This is a genomic window from Streptomyces sp. NPDC048516 (assembly GCF_043199875.1).
In the GTDB taxonomy this organism is placed as follows: domain Bacteria; phylum Actinomycetota; class Actinomycetes; order Streptomycetales; family Streptomycetaceae; genus Streptomyces.
In genome coordinates, this window is the sequence record NZ_JBICWS010000013.1 from 1 (window position 1) to 23,589 (window position 23,589).

Consider the following 23,589-nt stretch of genomic DNA (forward strand, 5'->3'; position numbering starts at 1 on the left):
CCCAAGGACATCGAGCTCGCCGCATAACCCCAGCAACCACAAACCACCGCAAACCCGACCCAGACGCCTTGACGAAAGACATAGAGGCACCCCCCCGCTGTCGAAGCAGGTGCTGACCGGCGCCTGGGAACCGTCGCGGACCCAGCTGCGCCCGACGGAGCATCTCGCCTCGTTGGATGCGGAGTTCATCCGCGCTGCGCCAAAAGCACCTCGCCGCTCCGCGGGACGTACAGCCGGCAGCCACGGTCCGCTCCGCGCCATGACCCGCCGCACGCGGACCGGCGGCCTTCCGCAACCCCGCAGACAGCAGCGGGCTACGGGTGCACGGTCGCCGCCGCCCGCAGGCGGCACCCGCAAGCCCCCGTCAATTCCCTTGAAGGAGAAGCCCTATGAGCCCGAACGAGCAGATATTGCCGTACCCGCTCGCCTACGAGACCGCGTTGGATCCTCCGGCCGAGTGGGCTGAGCTGCGCAGCAAGTGCCCGGTGGCCACCGTCACCGTGCCCGACGGCAGCCAGGCCAAGCTGCTGACCCGCTACGACGATGTCAAGGAGATGCTGGCGGACCCCCGCTTCACCCGGCCGGACCTCATCGGCGAAAGCGGGAACTCACAGGAGGCATCCGCGACGTCGGCCGCAGCGAACTCCCCGGCCTCGCCCTTCTCCGTTCCGAAGCATGGCGAGGATCACCAGCGGTGGCGCCGGATGGTGGGCAAGTGGTTCACCGCCAAGCGCATGGCCGCCCTGCGGCCCCAGATGGCCGCGATCGCCGACCAGCTCCTCGACGAGATGACCGGGCGCGGCAGCTCCGGCGACCTCAAGGCGCACCTCGCCTTCCCGCTGCCGGTCTACGTGATCTGCGACATGCTCGGCGTGCCCGCTGAAGACCGGGAGCACTTCTCCTACTGGTCCGACAACTTCCTCAACCTCACGCGGTACTCCGTCCAGGAACGGCAGGCGGCCGTCGGCGAGTTCGCGGCATACATGTCCGGTCACATCGCCGCCAAGCGCACCGAGCCCGCCGGCGACCTGCTCAGTACCCTGATCGAAGAGAGCAGCGGCGAAGGTGAGGCGCTGACGGACGCCGAGCTGCTGGGCACCGGCATGGGTCTGCTGGTGGCCGGGCACGAGACGACGGCCAACATGATCGGCAAGACGGTCGCCATGCTGCTGGCCGACCGCACCCGGTGGGAACGGCTGCTGGAGAACCCCTCGCTGGTGCGCAGCACCGTCGAGGAGGCGCTGCGCTTCGACGTCAACGGTGGCTTCGGCCTGAGGCGTCACCTCACCGAGGACGTCGAGATCGGGGGCGAGGTCCTTCCCCACGGCACCACGGTGGTGTGTGCCATGGCCGCGGCGAACCGGGACGAGACCGCCTTCGAGAACGCCGCCGAGATGGACCTGGCCCGCTCCCCCAACCCTCACCTGGCCTTCGGCGCCGGCCCCCACTCCTGCCTCGGCCAGGCCCTGGCCCGCACCGAACTCCAGGTCACCCTCGAAGTCCTGCTGCGCAGACTCCCCTCCCTCGAACTGGACATCCCCGCCACCGATCTCGAACGCCTGGAAGGACTGCTGGTCGGCGGCCTCAGCGAGGTCCCCGTCCGCTGGTGACGGCCCGGCAGCACACGTCGCACCACCAACAGAAGGAGAACCCCTACATGAAGATCACCGTCGACGAGGAGAAGTGCTGCGGCGCAGGACAGTGCGTCCTGATCGCCCCCGAGGTCTTCGACCAACGTGACGAGGACGGAATCGTCGTCGTCCTGGAGCCGGAGCCCCCGCAGGACCAGCACGCCCTCACCCGTGAAGCGGCCGTCGTCTGCCCGGCCGCCGCCATCCAAGTGCACGACACCCCCTGAACCTCCCCACCCGGCAGCGGTGGGGCGGCCCGCGGAGCCGCACCGGCTCCGCGGGCACCGGGGCTCCCCGGAGGGCCCGCCCCTACCGCAGCAGCCGCCTGCGCCACCCGCGGCAGCCGCTCGTCACCGTCCGGGACCCGGAAGCGGCGGAGCACCGCGGCCCCGGCTTCGGCGTCACCGACGTCACTGAGCTGGACGCCGACCTGACCCGCCGGCACACCGGCGAACCGCTCTTCCCCTACGACCCCACCCTGCAGTCCGTCACCGACCCCGCCGCGCGCCCGCCTGGTCGCCGCCCATGACCACGACCTCTCCGTTCCCCAGTGGTCGCTCGGCTGTACGAGGGGCATTGCCGGCACGATCCTGCCGGCCCCGGCACAGGGCTAACGTCTGACAGCCCCGGGGAGCAATCGGCAGCTGGTCATCGACGCATGCAAAGGCGGGGCGAAGCCGCCTAGCCTCCGGGCCGAGACACCCTGCCGACGGTGTCGACCAGGGTACGCAGGACGGTCGTGCCGACGAGCATCACCGAGGAGACCGGCCGCGCCGCCCATCGCGTCAGATCGCCTTGCAGGTCGGGATCCACCTCGACGGTCACCCGGACGTACCTGCTCTGCAGCGTGGTGACCTTGGTGGATCGGGGCCCGGAGACGTCGTCCTGATCGCGCCGCAATGCGGCGCGGTAGTTTTCCCTGCGCTGGCTCATGCCTCTTCCTGACGCTCGATCAGTTCCTCCGCGAAGTCCATGTACGCCGAGCCCTTGGCCTGGACCGAGTTCCCGAAGGACTGGGCGTACAGGTCGAGCCGCGCGATCTGGGTGTTCAACACCTCGAAACCCCGCTCGGTGAGTGCCTCACGAGCATCGGCATCGGGCCCGGTGCGCGTGGCATCTGGACGGTTGGTGCGATTGAGCAGGACCGCCGTGCGGGCCGGCTCGGCACGCAGGGACTGCACGTCACCCATCTCGCCGCGGATGGGTGCCATCCGGTCCAGTTCGATGGGCGCGGGAGTCACGGGCACGATCCACTCACCGGCGTACCTCATGATGCTGCGGGTAATCCGGGGATGGTCCTCCAGCTGGGGCGCATCGAGCACGACGGCCTGCCGGTCGCCGAGGAAGTCGTTCACGCGGCGGTGGACGTCCCCCACCGGCAGGGCGATCACCGGAAAGGGAAAACCACCGGCCAGCTCGCTCCAGCGCAGCGCGGAAGCGGCCGGGTCACCGTCGACCAGCAGGGGCGACAGTCCCGACTCATGAAGCGCATGGGCCAGCCACACAGCACTCGTCGTCTTTCCGACGCCGGGCTTGAGGTTCACGAACGCACAGCTCAACGGCATAAAGCTGACAATAACGGGCATGATCGTCCAGGTTCGGCCGACACGAGGGCATGGCTTCGTGGTTCACCCGCACGCGAGTGAGGAACGACGGGCACCCGGTGGTCGCCGCCGACCAGCCCCTCAGGCGCGCGGCCCCGAGAGCGTCCTCACCCCTTTGCGGCGGGTATCCCGGCAGCGCAAACCAGCCCTGGCGGCCCCCGCCGACGCCGCGCTCAGCGACGCCGCCGGCCACTGATCCCCCGCGCCGCGCCGACCGCCGGATGGCGGTACGGCGCGGACGGTGTGCGCGAGCGGTAGACGACGTACGGGCGGACGAGGTACCCGACCGGCGCGGTGAAGGCATGCACGAGACGGCTGAAGGGCCACAACGTGAACAGCGCCATCGCCAGCAGCGCGTGCGCCTGGTAGACGAGCGGCGCGTGGGCCATGGCGGAGACGTCAGGATCGAGGACGAACAGGCTGCGGAACCAGATCGAGACACCGCGACGGTAGTCGTACGAGTTCGCGGCCATGCCGGAAGCGGTGGCCGCCAGACCCGCGAGCAGAACTGCCGTGAGAAGGGGATAGACGACCCGGTCGCTGCGGCTGGTCGCGAGCCGTACCGCGGGCACGCGCAGCCGACGATAGAGCAGTACGGCCAGGCCCACCGCGGTGGCCAGGCCCGCGCCACCCCCGCACAGCAGGGCGTTCGCGTGGTACAGCCGCTCGCTGATGTGCAGCCGGTCGGTCAGCCACTCCGGGACGAGCAGCCCGGCGACATGTCCGGCGATGACGAACAGCAGGCCGTAGTGGAAGAGCGGCCCGCCGATCCGCAGCAGCCTGCTCTCGTGCAGCTGACTGGAGCGAGTCGTGAAGCCGAACCGGTCGTAGTGGTAGCGCCAGGTCACTCCCCCGGCGAGCAGGACCAGGGTGAGATAGGGCAGTACGCCCCACAGCGCGATGTGCAGATGCTTCATCTGCGGGCTCCTTGGTCGCTGGGTCGCGGCTGGGCGGAGAACGGGTCCAGGCCCACGGTCTCGGTCGGCGGCCCGGTGCGGGCGAGCCTGAGGGCTTCCTCGCGGCTGGCCGGTGCCGCTCCCGGGAGACCGAGACAAACGGCCTGGAGGACTTCGGCGTACGGACTGCGGTAGGCCATCAGGGCAAGGCGCAGCACCTCAAGAGCGGCCCGGTACTCGGTCAGCAGCACTGCGCCCGCCCCGGGGCTGCGGGCGGCGAACTCCAGCACCACGGGCAGGAAGTCGGGCAGTTCCTCCGCCGGTGGCACCCAGCCGTGGTCCCGGTAGAGGGACTTGAGACGGGCCAATGAGGAACCACGGCGGCGGGTGTCACCGTCGGTGTAGTACGTGAGGTAGAGACAGCGCCGCCGGCTGCGATCGAAGGTCGCCACGTACCGGGATGCGAGGGCGAGGGGGTCCGTTCCTGCCGTCTGCGCGCAGAAGCCGAGCAGTAACTCGATGTCCTGCCCCGTCAGTTGACGAACCGCGGAGTGGACCGTGGACAGCCGCCGCGGCCAGTCCTCATCCGGATAGCCGAGCAGCAGCGAGGCGGCCTGATGGACGACGGGGCGGGTCACCGCCGCTGCTCCGGCGCGCGGGGGAAGAGCCCGGCGGGCCGTCCCCTTCCGTTCCAGTTCAGCAGGTTGACGCGCCCACGCGGTCCGGTGCCGGTGGGTTCGGCGTGGAAGGTGTCGGCGTCCTGGCCCGGCATCATCCCGGGGCCTCCGTCGCCGTCCAGGCTGCACCCGTCCGGGCTCCCGTCGTGTGGGGTGGAGGCGGTGTAGCTGGTGGGGATCACGTACCGCTCTTCGTACTTGGCCAGGGCGAGGAGCCGGTAGAGGTCCAGGATGCCCCGCTCGTCCAGGCCCACCGCGGTCGCGATGTCCGGGTCCTGTTCTTCCCCGAGGTTGACCCGCCGCATGTGAGCGCGCATGGCCGCGAGCCGGCACAGCGCGGCCTCCACCGGGGCCGGGTCGCCCGCGGTGAACAGTTCGGCGAGGTACTCAAGAGGGATGCGCAGGGAGTCGATGGCGCCGAACAGGCTGGCCGGGTCCTCGCCGTCGTGACCGGTGGCGGTCAGCGCGTCCACCACCGGCGACAGCGGCGGTACGTACCAGACCATCGGCATCGTCCGGTACTCCGGGTGCAGCGGCAGCGCCACCCGGAAGCGGGTGATCAGCGCGCGGACCGGTGAGCGGCGTGCGGCCTCGACCCAGTCGTGCGGGATGCCCGACTCCACCGCGTCCCGGACGACTTCGGGGTCGTCCGGGTCGAGAAAGCAGCCGAGCTGCGCCTCGTACAGATCCTGCTCGTCCTCGGCGGACGCGGCCGCGCCGACCGCGTCCGGGTCGTACAGCATGACCCCGAGGTAGCGCAGCCGCCCCACGCAGGTCTCGGAGCAGACGGTGGGCTCACCGGCCTCGACGCGCGGATAGCAGAAGGTGCACTTCTCGGCTTTGCCGGTGGAGTGGTTGAAGTAGACCTTCTTGTACGGGCAGCCGCTCACGCACATCCGCCAGCCCCGGCAGCGGTCCTGGTCCACCAGGACGATGCCGTCCTCGATCCGCTTGTACATCGCGCCCGAAGGACAGGCGGCGACGCAGGAAGGGTTGAGGCAGTGCTCGCAGATGCGCGGCAGGTAGAACATGAACGCCTGCTCGTACTCCAGCCGCACCTTCTCGCTCATCTTGCGCAGGACCGGGTCGTGCGAGAGCTGGTCGGGTCCGCCGCCGAGATCGTCGTCCCAGTTGGGCCCCCAGGTGACCTCGGTGGGGCGGCCGTCGATGAGCGAGCGGGGCGGCGCGGTGGGGATGTCGTCGCCGAGTGGCGCGGTGGTCAGGTTCTCGTAGTCGTACGTCCACGGCTGGTAGTAGTCGTCGAGGGTGGGCAGTTCGGGGTTGGCGAAGAGCCGGGCCAGACGCCGGGCGCGGCCTCCGGTGCGCGGTACCAGGCGACCGTGCTTGAGCCGCCAGCCGCCCTTCCACTTCTCCTGGTCCTCGTGGCCTCGGGGGTAGCCCTGGCCGGGGCGGGTCTCGACGTTGTTGAACCAGACGTACTCGGTGCCGTTGCGGTTGGTCCAGGTCTGTTTGCAGGTGACCGAGCAGGTGTGGCAGCCGATGCACTTGTCGAGGTTCATGACCATGGCCACCTGGGCCATGACCCGTCGCCGGCGCGTCCGGGGTGTCGCGCGGGGGCGGCCGGCGGTGTTCTGGGGCATGTCAGTACTCCACGTTCTGGGAGCGGCGCCGGATCGTCGTCACGGCGTCGCGCTGGTTGCCGGTCGGGCCGTAGTAGTTGGGGGCGAACGACAGCTGGCCGTAGCCGCCGATGAGATGGGTCGGCTTGATGAGCAGCTTCGTCAGGGAGTTGTGCACACCGCCGCGCCGTCCCGTCGTCTCGGACCTGGGCACGTTCACCAGGCGTTCCTGCACGTGGTACATGAACACCGTGCCGGTCGGCATGCGGTGGGAGACCACCGCGCGGGCCACCACCACGCCGTTGACGTTGACCGCTTCCACCCAGTCGTTGTCGGTGGCCCCGATCGCCTCCGCGTCCGCGGGGCTCATCCAGATCACCGGGCCGCCCCGGGCCAGCGTCTGCATCAGGAGGTTCTCCTGGTATTCGGAGTGGATGGACCACTTCGAGTGCGGGGTGAGGTAGCGGACGGTCACCGCGCGGCCCGTGCCCGCATCCGGCACCGGGCCGCCTTCCCCGAGCTCGGCCATGTTCAACGGCGGCCGGTAGACGGGGAGTTGTTCGCCCAACTCGGCCATCCAGTCGTGATCGAGGTAGAAGTGCTGCCGGCCGGTGAGGGTGTGCCAGGGCTTGTTGTGCTCGGTGTTGACGGTGAAGGGCGAGTAGCGCCGGTCGGGGGCCTCCTTGCCGGACCATTCGAAGCTCGCCCCGACCTGGACCGGTCGTTGCTGGGTGTCGCTGAACACCACTCTGCGCTCCGCCACCGACGCCGACAGCCCCGCGAGCCCGGACCCGTGGCCGACCCGGTCCGCGAGCCGGTCGAACCCCTCCGCCGCGAGGCGTCCGTTGGTGGTGCCGGACAGAGCCAGGATCGCTTCGCACATCTTGACGTCCGTGTCGAGCAGCGGGCGGCCGCGAGCCGGTCCCTCGGCGGCCGTGCCGCACCGTGCGGCCAGCCAGCCCGCCTCCGGGCCCGGCATGACGGTCACTCCCTTCACCGTCATGCCGTGTTCCTCGGGCAGTGGCCCGAACGTGGCCATCCGGTCCGCGATCGCGGTGTAGTCGCGCTCCACCAGCGCCATGCCCGGTGCGTTGCGCCCAGGTTCGGGCCGCATACGTCTGTCGCGCCAGTCGACGACGCGGCCACGGGGCTGTGCCGTCTCGCCCTCGGTGTCGTGCTGCAGGGCGGTGGCCACCAGGTCGTACGCCACGCCCAGGCGGCCCTCGGCCAGCTCGCTCAGCTTGCGGGCCAGGCCGTGGAAGATCTCGAAGTCGGTGCGGGCCTGCCAGGGCGGGTTGATCGCGGGGCTGAAGGCATGCACGTACGGGTGCATGTCCGTGCTGGACAGGTCGTGCTTCTCGTACCAGGTCGCGGCCGGCAGCACGAGGTCCGAGAACAACGTCGTCGAGGTCATCCGGAAGTCGAGGGAGAGCAGCAGATCGAGCTTCCCTCGCGGCGCGTCCGCACGCCACGCGACCGTTCGGGGGCGGCTTCCCGGCGGCGCCTCCTCGGCACCGGCGCTGTCCCGCGCCCCGAGCAGATGACGCAGGAAGTACTCGTTGCCCTTGGCGGAGGACCCAATGAGGTTGGCCCGCCACACCGTCAACACCCTCGGCCAGTTGCGCGGCGAGTCGGGGTCCTCGCAGGCGAAGCCCAGTTCCCCCGCCGAAAGCCGGTCCGCCACCCAGTCGCCCGGTTCCTGACCGCTCTCGTGCACCTGCCGTCCCAGGTCCAGCGGGTTCGCGGAGAACGTCGGGTAGGACGGCATCCAGCCCAGCCGTGCGGACTGCGCCACCAGGTCGGCGGTGTGCTGCCCGGCGAAGGTTCCCTGGCCGGTGGGCGAGGCCAGCGCATCGGCGGCGTACGACTCGTACCGCCACTGGCCGGTGTGGAGGTACCAGTACGGTGTGCCCGCCATCTGGCGTGACGGCCGCACCCAGTCCGCCGCCGTCGACAGCTGCTGCCAGCCCGCGTACGGCCGCACCTTCTCCTGACCCACGTAGTGCGCCCAGCCTCCGCCGTTGACGCCCTGGCACCCGGTGAGGATCAGCAGCGACAGGAAGGCCCGGTAGATGGTGTCCGAGTGGAACCAGTGGTTGGTGCCCGCCCCCATCACGATCATGGAGCGACCCCGGCTCTGCTCCGCCGTGCGCGCGAACTCCCGCGCCACGCGGATCGCGGCGGCGGCCGGAACCGAGGTGATCTCCTCCTGCCAGGCCGGGGTGCAGGGCTGTGCCGCGTCGTCGTATCCGGCCGGCCACTCCCCCGCCAGGCCGCGGCGCGCCACCGCGTACTGGGCGAGCAGCAAGTCGAAGACGGTGGTCACCAAGCGCCCGCCGATCTCGCGCACCGGAACGCCACGCGTCACGGTACGACCCGGCTCGTCGAACCGGGGAAGCATCACTTCGACGCCGGAGCGGGCGCGTTGCCCGTCCTCATGACCGTGGAAGGACAGCAGCGGATCGACCCCGCCCAGATCCAGATTCCACGCACCCTCCCCGCCCTTGGCCCACCGGTCGCCCATCGTCCCCCTCGGTACGACGACGTCCTCGGTGTCGGCGTCGACGAGCACCGGCATCCACTCCCGCGCCTCCGCCGCCGCGTGCTGGGCGAGCCCCACCTCGGCGGCGGTGACGAACTTGCCCGGCACGTACCGGCCCGCGCCGCGCTCCTCCAGCGCCACCAGGAACGGCAGGTCCGTGAAGCGCTTCACGTAGTCGGTGAAGTACGGAACCTGCCGCTCGACGAAGAACTCCGTGAGCACCACATGCCCCATCGCCATGGCCAGAGCTCCGTCGGTACCCGGATGCGGATGCAGCCACTCGTCTGCGAACTTCGTCGCGTCCGCGTAGTCGGGCGAGACCACCACGACTTTCTGGCCCCGGTAGCGCGCCTCGGCCATCCAGTGCGCGTCCGGCGTGCGCGTCACCGGCACGTTCGAACCCCAGAGCATGAGGTACGCCGCGTCCCACCAGTCCCCCGACTCCGGTACGTCGGTCTGGTCCCCGAACACCTGCGGCGAGGCGATCGGCAGGTCGGCGTACCAGTCGTAGAAGGAGATCATGGGCGCGCCGATCAGGGAGTGGTAGCGCGCACCGACCGCGTGGGAGGCCATCGACATGGCGGGGATCGGCGAGAACCCGGCGATGCGGTCGGGGCCGTACTCCTTGAGGGTGTGCACCTGGGCCGCGGCCGCGATCTCCAGGGCCTCGTCCCAGCCGATGCGGACAAAACCGCCCTGCCCGCGCGCCGACTGGTACCGCCGCCGCTTCTCCGGATCCGAGGTGATCTCCGCCCAGGCGGCCACGGGGTCGCCGTCGAGCCGCTGCTTCGCCGCACGGAACAGTTCCACGAGAACACCCCGCGCCATCGGGTGACGTACCCGGGTCGGCGAGTAGGTGTACCAGGAGAACGAGGCGCCGCGCGGACAGCCCCGCGGCTCGTACTCCGGCCGGTCGGGGCCGACCGAGGGGTAGTCCGTCTCCTGGGTCTCCCAGGTGATCAGCCCGTCCTTGACGTACACCTTCCAGGAGCATGAGCCGGTGCAGTTGACGCCGTGCGTGGAACGCACCACCTTGTCGTGGGCCCACCGCTCGCGGTACGCAGCGTCGTTGACCGACTGATCCGTGCGGTACACGGCCCGCAGATCGAGGGTCGTCGGCGCCTTCCGCCGCAACTGGCCCATCTTGAGCAAGCACTCAGCCGCCGCGGCCGCCGCACGCTCCGCCTCTGCCCTCGCCCTGCCTCGCACCACAGCCCACCACTCTCATGCGAACGCGATGGAGCAACACCTCCCCCAGGGGGCGGGTTGCTCTCCATGTGCTCGCCCAGCATCCCGCTACCCACCCCTGGACTAATGGGTCATATCGGTCATTTAGCGAGACCTAACGAAGCTTTTCATTGCACTTTGCAATTGTTGTCACAGACATATTCTTTGCGAGCGAACGGCTTCGAACACCCCTGGCCATCGCCGACGGGACGGGCCGCGGCCCCAGTGGTGCACCGGTCCCGGGCGGAGCAGCAGCGCCGGCGCACCCGCGATCCGGCGATCCGGCGATCCGGCGATCCGGCGATCCGCCAAGGCACTTGCCGAGGAGCTGGGGTGCACCACACCTGTCGCAGCCAGGAGCCGCCCGGCCGATCATGTGCCTGTCTCCTGCTCGGCTCCTGTCGTCGGTCGCCCGGGTTCCACCTGAGCGGCTTCCATCGGGAAGTGGACAGGACTGAGCAGATATTGCGCTCGCTCGGGGCTCGGCTGATTGGCAAGTTTCGGCGCGATGGCCGCGCGCAGCTCGCCGATCAGTTCCTCCAGTTCCGCCGGGCTGAGCCAGAGTGCATGCTGCCGGTACCCCACCTGGTCGGCCACGGGATCAGCTCCGTCGCGGTCGAGATAGGTGGTGAACTCGGCCAGCAGGGTGGTCATTGCGGTGGCGAATGCCTGCCGGTGGTCCGCGAGGGTGAGGGTGCGGGCCACCTCAGAGCCGATCACAGCCCGGTCCTGTCGCAGCCGGTAGCGCCGTTGCACCGCGCCGCGCACCCTACGCTCCTCGGCCACCTCCAGGATCCCGCCGGCCACCAGCAGATCGATGTGCCGGTAGACGGTGGCTTTGGAGGCTTCCGGAATGCGCGCGCAGAACTGAGCGGTGGTCAGCAGCCTTCCACCGCCCATCGCATGCACGATTCGCAGTCGGATGGGGTGGGCCAGCAGATCCAGGGAATCCATGCTCAACCTTCTCACGACTGCTACCTTTCTCAAGTATGAGATTAAATGAGGATGGGGCACTGGCGGCGGCGCGGGGCGTCGCCGGGCTGCTGCAGGCGGAGCGGTTCGGCGACATCGTGGGGTTGTTCGCGCCCCCGCTGCGGGCCGCGGTCTCCGCCGAGGCGCTACGGCTCGCGTGGACGGCCGAGGCTGCCGGACAGGGCGGGGTCAAAGTGATTGAGGAGCCGGTGACAGAGGCCGGCGAGACCGACCCGGTGCGCGTGCGCACCCTGGTGACGTGCGCCAACGGCAGCTTCACCGTGGTCATGTCCGTCGGCGACGACGGTCTGTTGCACGGACTGAGACTCGATCCGCACGGCGGCGTCGAATGGCAGCCGCCGCACTACGCGGATTCGGACCGGTTCACGGAGCGGGAGGTCCTGCTCGGTACCGGGCCGCTCGCGGTCCCCGGCACACTCAGCCTGCCCGCCGGCCCCGGACCGTGGCCCGCGGTGGTGCTGCTCAGCGGTGGTGGCGCGTTCGACCGGGACGAGAGCAGCGGCCCGAACAAGCCGCTGAAGGACCTTGCCTGGGGGCTCGCCTCCCGGCAGGTGGCCGTGCTGCGCTTCGACAAGGTGACCTTCGCGCACCCGAATCGTCTGCCATCGGACTTCACCATGGCCGACGAGTACCTGCCCCATGCACGCGCCGCCGTCCGGCTGCTCCGGCAGCAGCCCGAGGTGGCCCCGGAGCGGATCCACCTGGTCGGGCACAGCATGGGCGGCAAGGTGGCGCCCCGGATCGCCGCGGCCGATCCATCGATCGCGGGCCTGGTGCTGCTCGCCGCTGACACGCAGCCGATGCACGAGGCGGCCGTCCGGGTGGCCCGCTATCTCGCGAAGCTCGCGCCCGGGCCGAGCGCGGACGAGGCGGTGTCGGCGCTGGTCCAGCAGGCCGCCTCGGTGACGGACCCGGAACTCGCGCCTGACACGCCGTCAAAGCTGCTGCCACTGGGCCTCTCCGCCGCCTACTGGCTCGATTTGCGTGCCTACGACCCGGTGGCCACGGCATCCCAACTGAAATGCCCGATGCTGATCCTTCAGGGAGGGCGGGACTACCAAGTGACCGTCGCCGACGACCTGACAGGCTGGCAGCGTGCCCTGGCGCACCGTCCCGAGGTGGCGATCCGGATCCACGAGGACGCCAACCACCTCTTCATTCCCGGCAGTGGCCGGCCCACCCCGGCCGAGTACGCGCGGCCAGGACATGTTGACCCCGTGGTGGTGGACGAGATCGCGACCTGGCTGGCGCGACGGTAAGGGAGGGCATGGCCCTATGGGGCGGCATGAACGCGGCGATCTCACGGATGCCGAGTGGAACGGCCCCGACCGCACCTGCCGGTGAGCAACAGGCGGTGCGGGCGTTGACGAGATCATCGGCAGGTGATTTACGGGATCCTTGACCGGGTGCGGACCGGGGTGCCATGGCGTGATCTGCCCGAGCGGTTCCGACGGCCGCTGCCGCCCACTAACGAGCTCGTGCATGGTTGGCGGTGAGACGTCGAGCTCCTGTAGACGACTTCGGTTCCCCGTCCTCGGGGATGACCTCACCGTCGGCGATCGCATAGAGGTGTTCGACGCGGGCCTTCTTGGCGGCGTAGTCGGGGTCGCGGGAGGGCTTCCGGGTCTTTATGCGTTGAAACGACACGCCCTCCTGGCGGAGCAGGACCCGAAGGCCCTCGTGGCTGATGTCGTCGATCACCCTCTCGGCGACCAGGAAGTCGGCCAGCTTGACCAGGCTCCAGGTCGAGAACGGCAGACCGTGCTCGGCCGGCCTGGACTTGGCGATCTTCTTGATCTCACGCCGCTCGGGCAGGGTGAACGTCCTTGGCCGGCCGCCGGAGTACTTCGGATACAGGGAGTCGAATCCGTCTGCATTGAAGTGATGAATCATGTCCCGGACCCGGTCCGGGCTGCTGAACGTACGTCACCTCGGCGATCTTCACCACCGGCATACTCTGGGCGGACAGCTACACCATCTGTGCCCGTCACCAGGTCATCACCGCCCCGCTCCCCCAGCTGCCCCGCTGCCCCGCGGACGATCCGCAGCAACCGTCTGCCTTCGTCGTCACCGATCTCACGGACGCGTACTCGTTCTGCCACCCGGACAGCCTGGCGGCACCGAATCGCACGGGACAACGTCCACCGTCGTGTCACATCACAACGGGCCGAGGGCTCTGTGATGCGGCACTAGCGCCCGGTCGTCCCGTCGATCTGTTCCCGCAAGATATCGGCATGGCCGGCATGCCGGGCGGTCTCGCTGGTCATGTGAGCAACGACCCACCGCACCGAGAGGAACGTGCCCTCGACCGGTATCGCGACAGACTCTCCCAGGTCGCCGACGGAACGAATCGCGGCGTCGCCGGCCGCGATCGCCGCGTCGTAATCGGCCAGCACCTGCCCGGCACTACAACCGGCCGGCACCTGCATGCCGACATCCCCGGGATTGTCCGACTCCCGACCGGCCACGTGATACCCGAACCAGAACCGCTCCGCCAGCGTCAGATGATGGACCAGGCCCAGCAGCGTGGTCCCCGACTCCACCAAGCCCCGGCGTAGCTGCTCCTCCGTCAGACCGTCGGTCTTCTTCACCACGCACTGCCTGGCGAACGACAGGAAAGCCATCGCGGTATCCAGTTCACTACCGTCATTGCGGGGCACCGGGCGGCGCTGAGTCTCAGCCATGCAGGTGACCTTAGCGGCGCGCGTACCGCCCGCACCGCGAATGACAGGGCGAACGCTGCGCGATACGGCACTGGCTTGGCTAGTTGTCAACTATCCAGCTTTTGCACCGTGGCCGCCTGGTGGCCTGCGCACCAATTTCGATGCCGCCACCACGCGTGGAGCACAACTTCACCACCAGCAAAGACCGCGGCGCTCCGGGTCGACTGCGCGCCCGCGCGAGGCCGACCAACGGCGACCGGCCGTGGCAGTCGGGCCGCAGTCGCCAGCGGCGGCATCAGTGGCACATCAGGCGCCTGGGCGGGGAGCCCGCAGGTGTTGACGCTGGGCCAGCTCTTCGTCGTCGACCAGGGTGAGCATGGGCTGGCCCTGCGCACACATCATGGTGACGAGAAAGCGGCTCCGGGAGTCCGTCCGGTTGTTCCCGTCCTGGTAGTGGATGACATCGCCGCCCGGCTCCCAGAACGTCTCCCCGGCCTTGATCACCCGCTCGGGCTCGCCTTCGAGCTCGAAGAGCATCTCGCCCTCCAGCATGTAGCCGAAAGCGGGTCCCGAGTGCCGGTGCGGAGGGGTGCCGGGGTCGCCGGGAGGGAACTCGATGAGGACGGTCATCGCCTCTGCCCCCTCCGGAACGGACGGCGGTTTCACCGACTGCAGCACGGTGAGCGCCGTCTTCCATGCTTCCGAGCGAAGTTGACTGCCGTTGCTCTCCGCTACCGGCTCATCGTTCGACATGGTGAGGCCTCCAGTGATGGGCCGGCTGGTTCAGGAGAGCCAGTCGCTGTAGTGGGTGGGAGCGATACGGGCGTCACCCTTGGCGATCAGAGCATCGCCCTGCACGACGGCGAACATGCCGGCGGTGTCGTCGGTGACGACCGTGCGGCCGTCGGGACGGGTATTGAGGGTGATCCGGCCGAGTTCGTCGAGGGGGAGGACGTCGGGCCCGGCGATGTCGAGGGTGCCGTTCAAAGGGGCGCCGACAGCGACGTCTGCGACGGCGTCGGAGACGTCCTGGGCGGCGATCAGCTGAAGCGGGGTGGTGGGCAGGCGGACGGTGTCGCCCTCGGTGGTCCAGGACAGGACCGCGTCCATGAACTCCATGAACTGGGTGGCATGGACGATCGAGTAGGGGATCGGCCCGGCCTTGAGGATGTCTTCCTGCAGGACCTTGGCCCGGTAGTAAGCGAGACCGGGCACCCGGTCCGCGCCGACGATCGAGAGGATGACGACGTGGCCCACCCCGCCCTTCTGAGCAGCGGCCAGAAGGTGGTCCATCGAGGTCTGGAAGAACCCCGGTGATGCGTCGTCGAAGGTCGGCGAATTCGTCAAGTTGACGACAACGTCGGCGCCGGCCACCGCCTCCGCCAGGCCTTCCCCTGTGATCACGTCGACACCTGTGGACTGTGAATGCGGCACAGCCTCATGCCCGGCCGCGTTCAGCCTTTTCACGACCCGCGACCCGATCAGGCCGGTACCACCGATGACTGCGATCTTCATGGGTCACCTTTCGTCGCCCATCAATAGGCCATACGTCCAGATTGCGACGGGGCGGTGCGCGGCGCACGCGGACCGTGCGCTCCTGGGCGCCCCGGTGGCGCTGCGTGCAGCAGGCCGATGCCGGCCAGGCAGTCCCCGCCGCGTGCTACCGCCGGTGCCACAACCAGCAGGACCTTGCCCGGGTCGTGGACCGCACGCGTCTTGCACCGCGGCGCCAGGGCTGCGGAGATTACCTGATCCAGACCGGTCTTGCGGAGAGGTCTTGGCCTCCGCGGCATCCGCGGCATCCGCGGCATCCGCGGCATCCGCAGAACTGCAGCGGAGTCAGCTTCATGGGTCCACCATGGCACCAGGCCGCGTCTACCCAGGAACCAAAGCCGGGAGCGCTTCTTCGCACCGCAGGCGGCTACACGGGAGCGTCTGCCCACGTCCGGGTGACGTCCACGGCCTCGACGAACTCCCTGACGGCCGGGGCGCCTGCCTCTCCATGCAGGGGCAACTCGCAGAGGTCCTTTGCCTCCGGAGTACACGGCACAGGAGGCACTTGACCAGGTCGTACCTCAGCAGATGGGCATCTCCACCGGACGCATCACCGAACCCCAGGAGGTCGCTGACCTCGTTGTGTTCCTGGCCTCCCCGCGCGCCGGCAGCATCACCGGTGCCGAACTCGTCATCGAGGGAGGCCAGATCAAAACCACCTGACATGAACGCGAGCCAACCGGCCCGGTGAGCAGTTCTTTTGCGGCCAGGGATGGGGCCACCCCCCCCCGGAGGGAGAGGATGTTTCGTCCCCGTGCCCCGGCAGCTGCCACCGTCCGACACTGTCCGACACCGTCCGACGATGGTGCGAACGACGGGAGGTCGGCCACATAGCCATCGACGTGCGGAGTCAGGACGAACAATGGCGGACGCGCGGGAGGAGGTCGACGCTGGCGGCAGCCCCGACCTGATCATCACGCTCGGAGGAGACCGCACCTTCTCCACTGCGGAGCACGCCTGGCCGCACGGCACAACGCCCTTGTCCCCCGAGTGTGCTGTCGTCCTGGGCTGGGGGTGGCTCTGAACCTGACCGCCCTCAATGACATCGTCCTCGAGAAACTGGCACACAGCCGGCAGGTCTCCCCCGGCGTGTACCTCGCGGGCCGGCTGCTCGCCTCCTCCGCCTCGGCGTCCACAGTCGAGGATCCCAAGGGCCGCGACTACGATGGGCATATCGCCCCATCGAGGGCTTGACCAGGGGCTCGGCCAGAATCCGGACGTGCGGTGCCGCCGAGGCCCCGGGCGGGCAGCACGCGCCTGGCCCTCTTCACCATGGGCTTCTCGGTAGTGACAGGGAGCATTGTCATGACTGCTCGATCCGCCTCCATCGTCCTGGAGCCGCCAGCGCAGGAGCTTGCCGACGCGACTTCGCACCACCCGTTCCTGTACGAGCTGAAGCCCACCGAAGCGCGCAAGGTCCTGGACGACCTGCAGGCTGCGCCGGTCGACAAGCTTCCGGTCGACGAGGAGTGGATCACCGTAACGGCCCCCGCGGGCAACGTGCGGGTGCGCATCGTCAAGCCGAAGGGCGCCACCGGCACGCTGCCCGTCGTGCTGTACATGCACGGTGGCGGCTGGGTGCTGGGCAACGCCGACACCCATGACCGTCTGGTGCGGGAGCTGTCGGTCGGGGCCCGCACAGCGGTGGCCTTCGTGGAGTACACACCATCACCGGAGGCCCACTACCCCGTGGCCATTGAGCAGGGCTACGCCACCGCGCAGTGGATCACGCGCGAGGGGGCGTCAAAGGGCCTGGACGCGCGGCGCATGGCGGTGGCCGGCGAGTCGGTCGGCGGCAACATGAGCGCTGCACTGGCTCTCATGGCCAAGGAGCGCGGTGACGTCACCTTCGTGCAGCAGTCGATGTACTACCCGGTCACGGACGCGGCCATGGACACTGCCTCTTACGACGAGTTCGCCGATGGCTACTACCTCAGCCGCAAGCTGATGGAGTGGTTCTGGGACGCCTACACCACGAACCCGAAGCAGCGCGCGGAGATCACCGCATCACCCAATCAGGCCACGGCCGAGCAGCTCAGCGGCCTGCCGCCCGCCCTGCTGCTCGTGGACGAGGCCGACGTGCTGCGCGACGAGGGCGAGGCCTACGCCGCAAAGCTGCGGGGCGCCGGCGTTCCGGTCACCACGGTGCGCTACGACGGCACGGTGCACGACTTCATGATGCTCAACTCGCTCAGTCAGTCCAAGGCCACCCGAGCAGCCGTCGATCAGGCCGTCTCGTTCCTGCGCGACGCCCTCGGAACCATCTAGCTGTTGCGGGTCATAGTTGTCGACAGCGCGCGTCGGTGAAGGCAGGTGGTGACGTCATCGCCGGCCCGACCACCGCGAGTGCTGCATGATGCAGGAGATGTGGGTCGCCCCTGAGCAACGCGGCACCAGGGAAGTGCGTGCGCCGGCGGAATCCGTGGCACGTGCTCAGGGCCTGGGGCAGCTCGTGGTTCACTGCTCGCCCGGCAATGCTGGGGGCCGGACCTTCTACGAGGCCCTTGGCTGTCGCCACGACAGGTGTGCAGTGGCGTGACCTGCCGACACTCTATGCGCAGTGGAAGACGGCGCACGAACGGCATCGCCGCTGGTCGGCAGACGGCACTTGGGAACTCCTGCTGCAGCGGGTCCAGGCCGAGGCCGAGGCCGACGCGTCGGTGACATCGACGGCGACGTCTCCGTGAACTCGACGGCCGCCCCCAGGACGATCTTGGTCAGCCGAGGAAGCTCAGCCGCACCTGGCGGTTGGGATTGTCGACGTTGGTGTCGACCAAGCAGACGGACTGCCAGGTACCGAGTGCCATCCTGCCCGCCACGACCGGGAGGGTGGCGTGGGGTGGGACGAGGGCGGGCAGGACGTGGTCGCGGCCGTGGCCGGGGGTGCCGTGGCGGTGGCGCCAGCGGTTGTCGGCCGGGAGGAGGTCGTGCAGGGCTGCCAGGAGGTCTTCGTCGCTGCCTGCGCCGGTTTCCAGGATGGCGATGCCGGCGGTGGCGTGCGGAACGAAGACATTCAGCAGGCCGTCGCGGCCGTTTGCCGACTCTCGGAGGAAGGCGGCGCAGTCGGCGGTGAGATCGGCGACGGTCTCCGACGAGCCTGTGGTGACGTCGAGGGTGCGGGTGGTGAATGCGGTGCTCATGCGTTCATTCTGGTACGGACGGCCTGCCCAGATCCGCAACCCCCCGGGCCTCTTCCGCAATGCTGCCTCCATACTCCGGCAACAATGATCCACGAGCCGAGATGACGTTTGACCCCTCTCACGGCGCACCGCTACGTTCAACGACATGCCTACATCAGCCCTGCTCATCACGCGCGGTCATATCGACCTGCTGCGGGTGGCCTCTGCCGCGTGTCACCGCGGCGGCTGTTGTTGATGCCTCTGCGTTGCCCTTGCTGAAGTCTTCGCTGAGGGCTCTGCTGAGGTGACTTTCCAGGTTTCGCTTTCGCGGTGCTTTGCGGCCAACGCTCGGCTCGCTGCGGCTGTGCGCGGCCGTTTTGAGGCTTTCTGATTCTACTTTCGCCTTGGCGTGGTCTGAACGCCTTTCGAGGCCTCTCGGGTGATCGTCGCAGAGGGTTGCGCTGTTGTCGGCTGCCGGTCTGGTGCGCGATGGCTTCGGCGGTGGTTTCGGCGATGATTCCTGTCGTGGTTTCGGCGTGGTTTTGTTGCCGCCGGCTGGGTGCTGTGACGTCGTGCGGCCGGGCCGGTGGCCTTCTTTCCTTCCCACCCAGTTCCCTTTCCCACTCCCTTTCCCACTCCCTTTCCCTCTCCGTTCTCCCTTCTTCCCTCTGTCCCTCCTCGTGGAGTGTTGATGACTGTCGATCAGGCCGTAGCGCGCCATGCGCCGCCCGATATATCCGCTGAAGCAGCAGCGCCGTCACCGGCGAAGGAGGTGGGGGCGGGGCTGCATTCCGGGATCGGCTCCGGTGCGCCCGAGTTGATGCGCGTCGATCCGGTTTCCGGTCGCCGATGGTCGGTGCCACGGTGGCTGCGCCGGACGATGGGGCCGGTCGCGCTGCTGGTGCTGTGGCAGGTGCTCAGCGCGAGCGGTGCCCTGGAGGCCGAGATCTTGGCGTCGCCCGGGACCATCGCCGCGACCGCCGGAGACCTGGTCTCGGACGGAACGCTGCCGTCGGCGATGCTGGTTTCCCTTCAACGGGTCGCATTCGGGCTGTTGTTGGGGGGTGTGTCCGGTGTGGCGCTGGCGCTTGTGTCGGGGCTTTCGCGGCTCGGTGAGGATCTGGTCGACGCGACCGTGCAGATGCTGCGTTCCATTCCCTGGGTGGGCGTGATTCCGCTGTTCATCATCTGGCTGGGCATCGGGGAGGCACCCAAGATTGCCTTGATCTCGCTGGGCGTGGCGTTCCATCTGTATCTGAATGTTCATGCCGGAATCCGAGGTGTCGATGCCCAATTGGTGGAGGCGGGGCAGTCGCTCGGACTGAGTCGGTGGGGCCTCATCCGGCATGTCGTACTGCCCGGCGCGCTTCCTGGCGTCATGACCGGGCTGCGCTACTCGCTGGCCACCGCGTGGCTCGCGCTGGTCTTCGGTGAGCAGGTCAACGCAGACGACGGCCTCGGCTTTCTGATGAACCAGGCCAGGGAATTCTTCCGCACCGACGTGATCGTGGTGTGCCTCGTGGTCTACGCGCTTCTCGGGCTCATCGCCGACTTCCTCGTCCGTACCTTCGAAAGGCTGCTGCTGCAATGGCGACCGACGTTCACGGGTCAGTGACCGCTACCGCGCGGGGACGGCAGGTCACACGTGCCGGACTCTCCGGTTCCGCCGCCGTACGGGTCGGCGGGTTGGTGCGGTCTTTCGGCGGACGGGCCGTCATCGACGGTCTTGATCTGTCCATTCAGCCGGGCGAGTTCGTGGCGCTGCTCGGGCGCAGTGGTTGCGGTAAGTCGACCTTGCTGCGGGTGCTGGCGGGGCTAGACCAGGAAATCGACGGCGAGGTACTGGTGCCGCGCCGTAAGGCCGTGGCATTCCAGGCGCCGCGGTTGATGCCTTGGAAGCGGGTCTGGCGGAATGTGCTGCTGGGGCTGCCGGACCGTCCGGAACGCGGCGTCGCCGTAGGGGCGTTGGAGGAGGTCGGACTCGGCCATCGGGCGGACGCCTGGCCCAAGACGCTTTCCGGCGGCGAGGCCCAGCGTGCGTCACTCGCGCGTGCGCTGGTGCGGGAGCCGGACCTGCTGCTCCTCGACGAGCCGTTCGGTGCTCTCGACGCACTGACCCGGATCAAGGCCCAGCGCCTGGTGGCCGAGCTGTGGCAGGAGCGCGGTTGCGCGGTGCTGCTGGTGACCCATGACGTGGAGGAGGCCCTGTTGCTCGCGGACCGGGCGCTGGTGATGGAGGGCGGCCGGATCGCGTACGAGACGACGGTGGATCTGCCGCGGCCGCGCACCCTTTCCGATCCACGCTTCCGTGCGTTGCGCGCCCGATTGCTCGACCGCCTCGGCGTGGAGGACAAGGACGGCGAGGAGGGTGAGGACAGCGGGGACAGTGCGGACAGCGGGGACGGTGCGAGAGGCGGGGACGGTGCGAGAGGCGCGGAAGGCCCGGAGGGCGCAGAGGGCGCAGAGGGCGGTGAAGGGTCTGGCCATGTCGGGGGCGGGCCGGAGGGCGTCGGCTCCCATACGGCTGACGTCTCCCCCGCTGCCTTCTGACCCCGCCGCGGCGGCAACGGCCGGCAACCACCGTCATAGCCGCACAGTCACCGACCCTCACCCGACGTCCGGCCCCCGACGCCTGATGTCCAGCCAACGCCCGACGCCCGATGCCCGCGACCCGAAGCCCGATGACGATGCCCTGCTCTCTCCCCTGGCACCACCCGCTCCCCTCATCCATTCCAGCCCACCCCAGCCCACCCCCACCTCACCCCGAAGGAAACGGACGCCCCATGAGAGCACGACCTATCGCCCCAGCCGCCGGCTTGCTGCTCCCGCTCACCCTGCTCCTAGCCGCCTGCGGAGGTGCATCGGGGGCCAAGGGGTCCGGTGGGGGTACCGGCAGCGGGACCGACGGAAAGGGGTCGCTTACCCTCAACGTCGGTGATCAGAAGGGTGGTTCGGAGGCGCTGCTGCGGGCCGCCGGCGAGTTGGACCACCTTCCTTACAAGGTCAAGTGGTCGACCTTCACCTCGGGGCCGCCGCTGCTGGAGGCGATCAACGCGGGGGCGGTGGATGTCGGTGCGGTCGGGAACACCCCGCCGGTGTTCGCCGCGGCGGCAAAGTCGAAGATCAAGGTGATCGCCGGCACGCACAGCAGGTCGGACGGTGAGTCGATCCTGGTGAAGAAGGGGTCGCCCCTCAAGCGGCCGGCGCAGCTCAAGGGCAAGTCCATTGCCGTTGCCCAGGGCAGCTCCGCGCACTACCAGCTCCTTGCCTCGCTGAAGAAGGCCGGGCTGGCCTCGAAGGACGTCACGCTCAACTACCTTCAGCCGGCCGATGCGCTCGCCGCGTTCACCCGGGGGAAGGTGGATGCCTGGGCGGTGTGGGACCCGTACACCTCGCAGGCCCTGGACCAGGCCGATGCCCGGGTGCTGACCACCGGGCAAGGGGTGGTCAACGGGCTGAGCTTCCAGGTGGCCGCGCCGGCCGCCCTGGACGACAAGAAGAAGGCGGCGGCGCTGAAGGACTACACGGACCGGTTGCGTCGGGCGCAGAACTGGGTGTTCAAGCACCCCGGCGTCTGGGCGAAGGCCTGGGCGAAGGAGACCGGGCTGCCGGACAAGGTGGCGCTGGACGCGGTCAAGCGCACCCGGGGTACGGCGGTCGCGGTCGCCGTGGACAAGGCCGCCATCGCCTCCGAGCAGCAGATCGTCGACTCGTTCGCGGCGGTGAAGCTGATCCCCCGCTCATTCCGCTTCGGGGACTTCGTCGATCCCCGTTTCAACGGTGACCTGCCGCCTTCGGGCACGGCGCCGCGTACCTACGGAAAGGCTCAGTGAGATGTCTGTACACCTGCATTGGTTCTTGCCGACCGGCGGCGACGGGCGGACCCTCGTCGACCGGCATGCCTACACCGACGGCGGCATCCGGCGTGACCGCATCACCCCGGTCAGCGGGGTACGGGCCCCTGACATCGAATATCTGGCGCAGATCGCCAAGGCCGCCGAGCAGTTGGGGTTCGAGGCGGTGCTCACGCCGACGGGCACATGGTGCGAGGACGCCTGGCTGACGACGGTGGCGCTCACCCAGGTCACCGAGCGGCTGAAGTTCCTGGTGGCGTTCCGTCCGGGGGTGATCTCACCGGTGCTGGCGGCGCAGATGGCCGCCACCTATCAACGGATCTCACGCGGGCGGCTGTTGCTGAATGTGGTGACCGGGGGCGATTCGACCGAGCAGAAGCGGTTCGGCGATCATCTCGGCCATGACCGGCGGTACGCCCGTACGCATGAGTTCCTGCAGCTCGTACGCGGGGTGTGGGGCGGCGCGCCGTTCGACTTCAAGGGCGAGCACTATCAGGTCGAGGGCGGTCTGACGGCGCTGCCGCCGGATCCGCTGCCGCAGATCTTCTTCGGCGGCTCGTCCGCTGCCGCCGGGCCGGTCGCGGCCCGGAATGCGGATGTGTACCTCACCTGGGGAGAGCCGCCCGAGGAAGTCAAGCAGAAGATCGACTGGATTCGCGGACTGGCGGAGAAGGAAGGACGTACGGTCCGGTTCGGCATCCGGCTGCACACGATCTCCCGGGACTCCTCCAAGGAGGCCTGGGCAACCGCCGACCGGCTGCTCGACGACCTCGATCCGGCGACGGTCGCGGCCGCGCAACAGGCGCTGGGAAAGAGCGAGTCGGTGGGACAGCAGCGGATGCTGGCGCTGCACGGCGGCTCGCGGGACAAGCTGGAGATCTCGCCCAATCTGTGGGCGGGTGTCGGTCTGGTGCGGGGCGGTGCGGGCACCGCCCTGGTCGGCAACCATGCCGAGGTGGCCGACCGGATCGAGGAGTACCACTCCCTGGGCATCGAGCACTTTGTGCTCTCCGGCTATCCGCATCTGGAGGAGGCGTACTGGTTCGGCGAGGGCGTACGGCCGCAGCTTGCCGCCCGCGGGCTGCTGGATGCGGGCCCCTCTCCCCTGGAGGGCGTACCGGCCGCCCATGGCCGTCCGGCGTCCGCACCGGGCGGCGCGCCGCTGCTGATCGCGGGCGGTCGCTGAGTCGGTGTGCCGGTGGGGCGGGGAGGCGGGGAGGCGGGGAGGCATGTGGTCGTTGAGCCGCGG

23 protein-coding genes and 3 pseudogenes are annotated in these 23,589 nt (G+C 69.1%); 13 read left to right on the top strand and 13 right to left on the bottom strand.

The annotated features are described in order from the left end of the window. The first annotated feature begins 389 nt into the window (after positions 1–389). The 3 genes from ACGFR7_RS24435 to ACGFR7_RS24445 all read left to right on the top strand — a co-directional run bounded on the left by ACGFR7_RS24435 (position 390) and on the right by ACGFR7_RS24445 (position 2,160). Positions 390–1,610 carry a cytochrome P450 gene (locus ACGFR7_RS24435; RefSeq protein WP_393323026.1) on the top strand — a complete coding sequence of 407 codons (1,221 nt, stop codon included), beginning with the start codon at positions 390–392 and terminating at the stop codon, positions 1,608–1,610. 47 nt (positions 1,611–1,657) lie between these two features. After that, positions 1,658–1,858 (top strand): ferredoxin, encoded by a 201-nt coding sequence (locus ACGFR7_RS24440; RefSeq protein ID WP_393323029.1) that lies wholly within the window; start codon positions 1,658–1,660, stop codon positions 1,856–1,858. Between the two features lie 98 nt (positions 1,859–1,956). Further along, positions 1,957–2,160, top strand: coding sequence for a hypothetical protein (locus tag ACGFR7_RS24445; RefSeq protein ID WP_393323522.1), 204 nt, complete (start codon positions 1,957–1,959; stop codon positions 2,158–2,160). Positions 2,161–2,312: 152 nt separating this feature from the next. On the opposite strand, the gene ACGFR7_RS24450 is transcribed toward ACGFR7_RS24445, so the two are convergent. The 7 genes from ACGFR7_RS24450 to ACGFR7_RS24480 all read right to left on the bottom strand — a co-directional run bounded on the left by ACGFR7_RS24450 (position 2,313) and on the right by ACGFR7_RS24480 (position 11,111). After that, on the bottom strand, positions 2,313–2,564 hold the full coding sequence (locus ACGFR7_RS24450) for a hypothetical protein (protein ID WP_393323031.1): 252 nt from the start codon (positions 2,562–2,564) through the stop codon (positions 2,313–2,315). Further along, positions 2,561–3,217, bottom strand: coding sequence for an AAA family ATPase (locus tag ACGFR7_RS24455; RefSeq protein ID WP_393323034.1), 657 nt, complete (start codon positions 3,215–3,217; stop codon positions 2,561–2,563). The genes ACGFR7_RS24450 and ACGFR7_RS24455 overlap by 4 nt, the downstream gene beginning before the upstream one ends. A 191-nt stretch (positions 3,218–3,408) precedes the next feature. Further along, complete coding sequence (gene narI / locus ACGFR7_RS24460) at positions 3,409–4,152, bottom strand: respiratory nitrate reductase subunit gamma (RefSeq protein WP_393323037.1); 744 nt, start codon at positions 4,150–4,152, stop codon at positions 3,409–3,411. After that, positions 4,149–4,769, bottom strand: coding sequence for a nitrate reductase molybdenum cofactor assembly chaperone (narJ, locus tag ACGFR7_RS24465; protein WP_393323040.1), 621 nt, complete (start codon positions 4,767–4,769; stop codon positions 4,149–4,151). The genes narI and narJ overlap by 4 nt, the downstream gene beginning before the upstream one ends. After that, positions 4,766–6,409 (bottom strand): nitrate reductase subunit beta, encoded by a 1,644-nt coding sequence (gene narH, locus ACGFR7_RS24470; RefSeq protein ID WP_393323042.1) that lies wholly within the window; start codon positions 6,407–6,409, stop codon positions 4,766–4,768. Before narH ends, narJ begins: the two co-directional genes overlap by 4 nt. A 1-nt stretch (position 6,410) precedes the next feature. After that, positions 6,411–10,073 (bottom strand): nitrate reductase subunit alpha, encoded by a 3,663-nt coding sequence (locus ACGFR7_RS24475; protein ID WP_393323045.1) that lies wholly within the window; start codon positions 10,071–10,073, stop codon positions 6,411–6,413. 456 nt (positions 10,074–10,529) lie between these two features. Next, on the bottom strand, positions 10,530–11,111 hold the full coding sequence (locus ACGFR7_RS24480; RefSeq protein WP_393323047.1) for a helix-turn-helix domain-containing protein: 582 nt from the start codon (positions 11,109–11,111) through the stop codon (positions 10,530–10,532). Between the two features lie 35 nt (positions 11,112–11,146). Here ACGFR7_RS24480 and ACGFR7_RS24485 point away from each other — a divergent pair, with 35 nt between their 5' ends. Both ACGFR7_RS24485 and ACGFR7_RS24490 read left to right on the top strand, forming a co-directional pair. Next, positions 11,147–12,409: an alpha/beta fold hydrolase gene (locus tag ACGFR7_RS24485; RefSeq protein WP_393323050.1), complete on the top strand. Its 1,263-nt coding sequence runs from the start codon at positions 11,147–11,149 to the stop codon at positions 12,407–12,409. A gap of 16 nt (positions 12,410–12,425) precedes the next feature. Continuing rightward, positions 12,426–12,598, top strand: a pseudogene (locus ACGFR7_RS24490) (transposase); the annotation flags it as partial. A 73-nt stretch (positions 12,599–12,671) separates the two neighbouring features. On the opposite strand, the pseudogene ACGFR7_RS24495 reads toward ACGFR7_RS24490, so the two are convergent. The 5 genes and pseudogenes from ACGFR7_RS24495 to ACGFR7_RS24515 form a co-directional block, all read right to left on the bottom strand. Further along, positions 12,672–13,252: pseudogene (locus ACGFR7_RS24495) on the bottom strand (transposase); the annotation flags it as partial. An 87-nt stretch (positions 13,253–13,339) separates the two neighbouring features. Beyond that, a complete protein-coding gene (locus ACGFR7_RS24500) occupies positions 13,340–13,834 on the bottom strand; it encodes a DinB family protein (RefSeq protein WP_393323052.1) in 495 nt (164 codons plus the stop codon). Positions 13,835–14,119: 285 nt separating this feature from the next. After that, entirely contained in the window at positions 14,120–14,566 is a 447-nt protein-coding gene (locus tag ACGFR7_RS24505) for a cupin domain-containing protein (RefSeq protein WP_393323055.1), read from the bottom strand. Positions 14,567–14,596: 30 nt separating this feature from the next. Further along, positions 14,597–15,328: an SDR family oxidoreductase gene (locus tag ACGFR7_RS24510; protein WP_393323058.1), complete on the bottom strand. Its 732-nt coding sequence runs from the start codon at positions 15,326–15,328 to the stop codon at positions 14,597–14,599. A gap of 62 nt (positions 15,329–15,390) precedes the next feature. Continuing rightward, positions 15,391–15,582, bottom strand: a pseudogene (locus ACGFR7_RS24515) (IS1380 family transposase); the annotation flags it as partial. A 313-nt stretch (positions 15,583–15,895) separates the two neighbouring features. On the opposite strand from ACGFR7_RS24515, the gene ACGFR7_RS24520 reads away from it, so the two are divergent. From ACGFR7_RS24520 to ACGFR7_RS24535, 4 genes are all read left to right on the top strand, one after another. Next, positions 15,896–16,030 (top strand): SDR family oxidoreductase, encoded by a 135-nt coding sequence (locus ACGFR7_RS24520; RefSeq protein WP_393323061.1) that lies wholly within the window; start codon positions 15,896–15,898, stop codon positions 16,028–16,030. Positions 16,031–16,229: 199 nt separating this feature from the next. Continuing rightward, positions 16,230–16,391 (top strand): hypothetical protein, encoded by a 162-nt coding sequence (locus tag ACGFR7_RS24525; protein ID WP_393323064.1) that lies wholly within the window; start codon positions 16,230–16,232, stop codon positions 16,389–16,391. Between the two features lie 281 nt (positions 16,392–16,672). Beyond that, a complete protein-coding gene (locus tag ACGFR7_RS24530; protein WP_393323066.1) occupies positions 16,673–17,635 on the top strand; it encodes an alpha/beta hydrolase in 963 nt (320 codons plus the stop codon). A 206-nt stretch (positions 17,636–17,841) separates the two neighbouring features. Then, positions 17,842–18,054 (top strand): transposase, encoded by a 213-nt coding sequence (locus ACGFR7_RS24535; protein ID WP_393323525.1) that lies wholly within the window; start codon positions 17,842–17,844, stop codon positions 18,052–18,054. 30 nt (positions 18,055–18,084) lie between these two features. Here ACGFR7_RS24535 and ACGFR7_RS24540 read toward each other — a convergent pair whose 3' ends face one another. Beyond that, complete coding sequence (locus tag ACGFR7_RS24540) at positions 18,085–18,507, bottom strand: secondary thiamine-phosphate synthase enzyme YjbQ (RefSeq protein WP_393323069.1); 423 nt, start codon at positions 18,505–18,507, stop codon at positions 18,085–18,087. Positions 18,508–19,177: 670 nt separating this feature from the next. Between ACGFR7_RS24540 and ACGFR7_RS24545 the strand changes: the two genes are divergently transcribed. The 4 genes from ACGFR7_RS24545 to ACGFR7_RS24560 all read left to right on the top strand — a co-directional run bounded on the left by ACGFR7_RS24545 (position 19,178) and on the right by ACGFR7_RS24560 (position 23,526). After that, positions 19,178–20,101 carry an ABC transporter permease gene (locus ACGFR7_RS24545; protein WP_393323071.1) on the top strand — a complete coding sequence of 308 codons (924 nt, stop codon included), beginning with the start codon at positions 19,178–19,180 and terminating at the stop codon, positions 20,099–20,101. Continuing rightward, positions 20,074–21,036, top strand: coding sequence for an ABC transporter ATP-binding protein (locus ACGFR7_RS24550; protein WP_393323073.1), 963 nt, complete (start codon positions 20,074–20,076; stop codon positions 21,034–21,036). The genes ACGFR7_RS24545 and ACGFR7_RS24550 overlap by 28 nt, the downstream gene beginning before the upstream one ends. Before the next feature lie 233 nt (positions 21,037–21,269). After that, a complete protein-coding gene (locus tag ACGFR7_RS24555; RefSeq protein WP_393323076.1) occupies positions 21,270–22,319 on the top strand; it encodes an ABC transporter substrate-binding protein in 1,050 nt (349 codons plus the stop codon). Between the two features lies 1 nt (position 22,320). Then, entirely contained in the window at positions 22,321–23,526 is a 1,206-nt protein-coding gene (locus tag ACGFR7_RS24560; protein WP_393323078.1) for an LLM class flavin-dependent oxidoreductase, read from the top strand. The last annotated feature ends 63 nt before the right edge of the window (positions 23,527–23,589 follow it).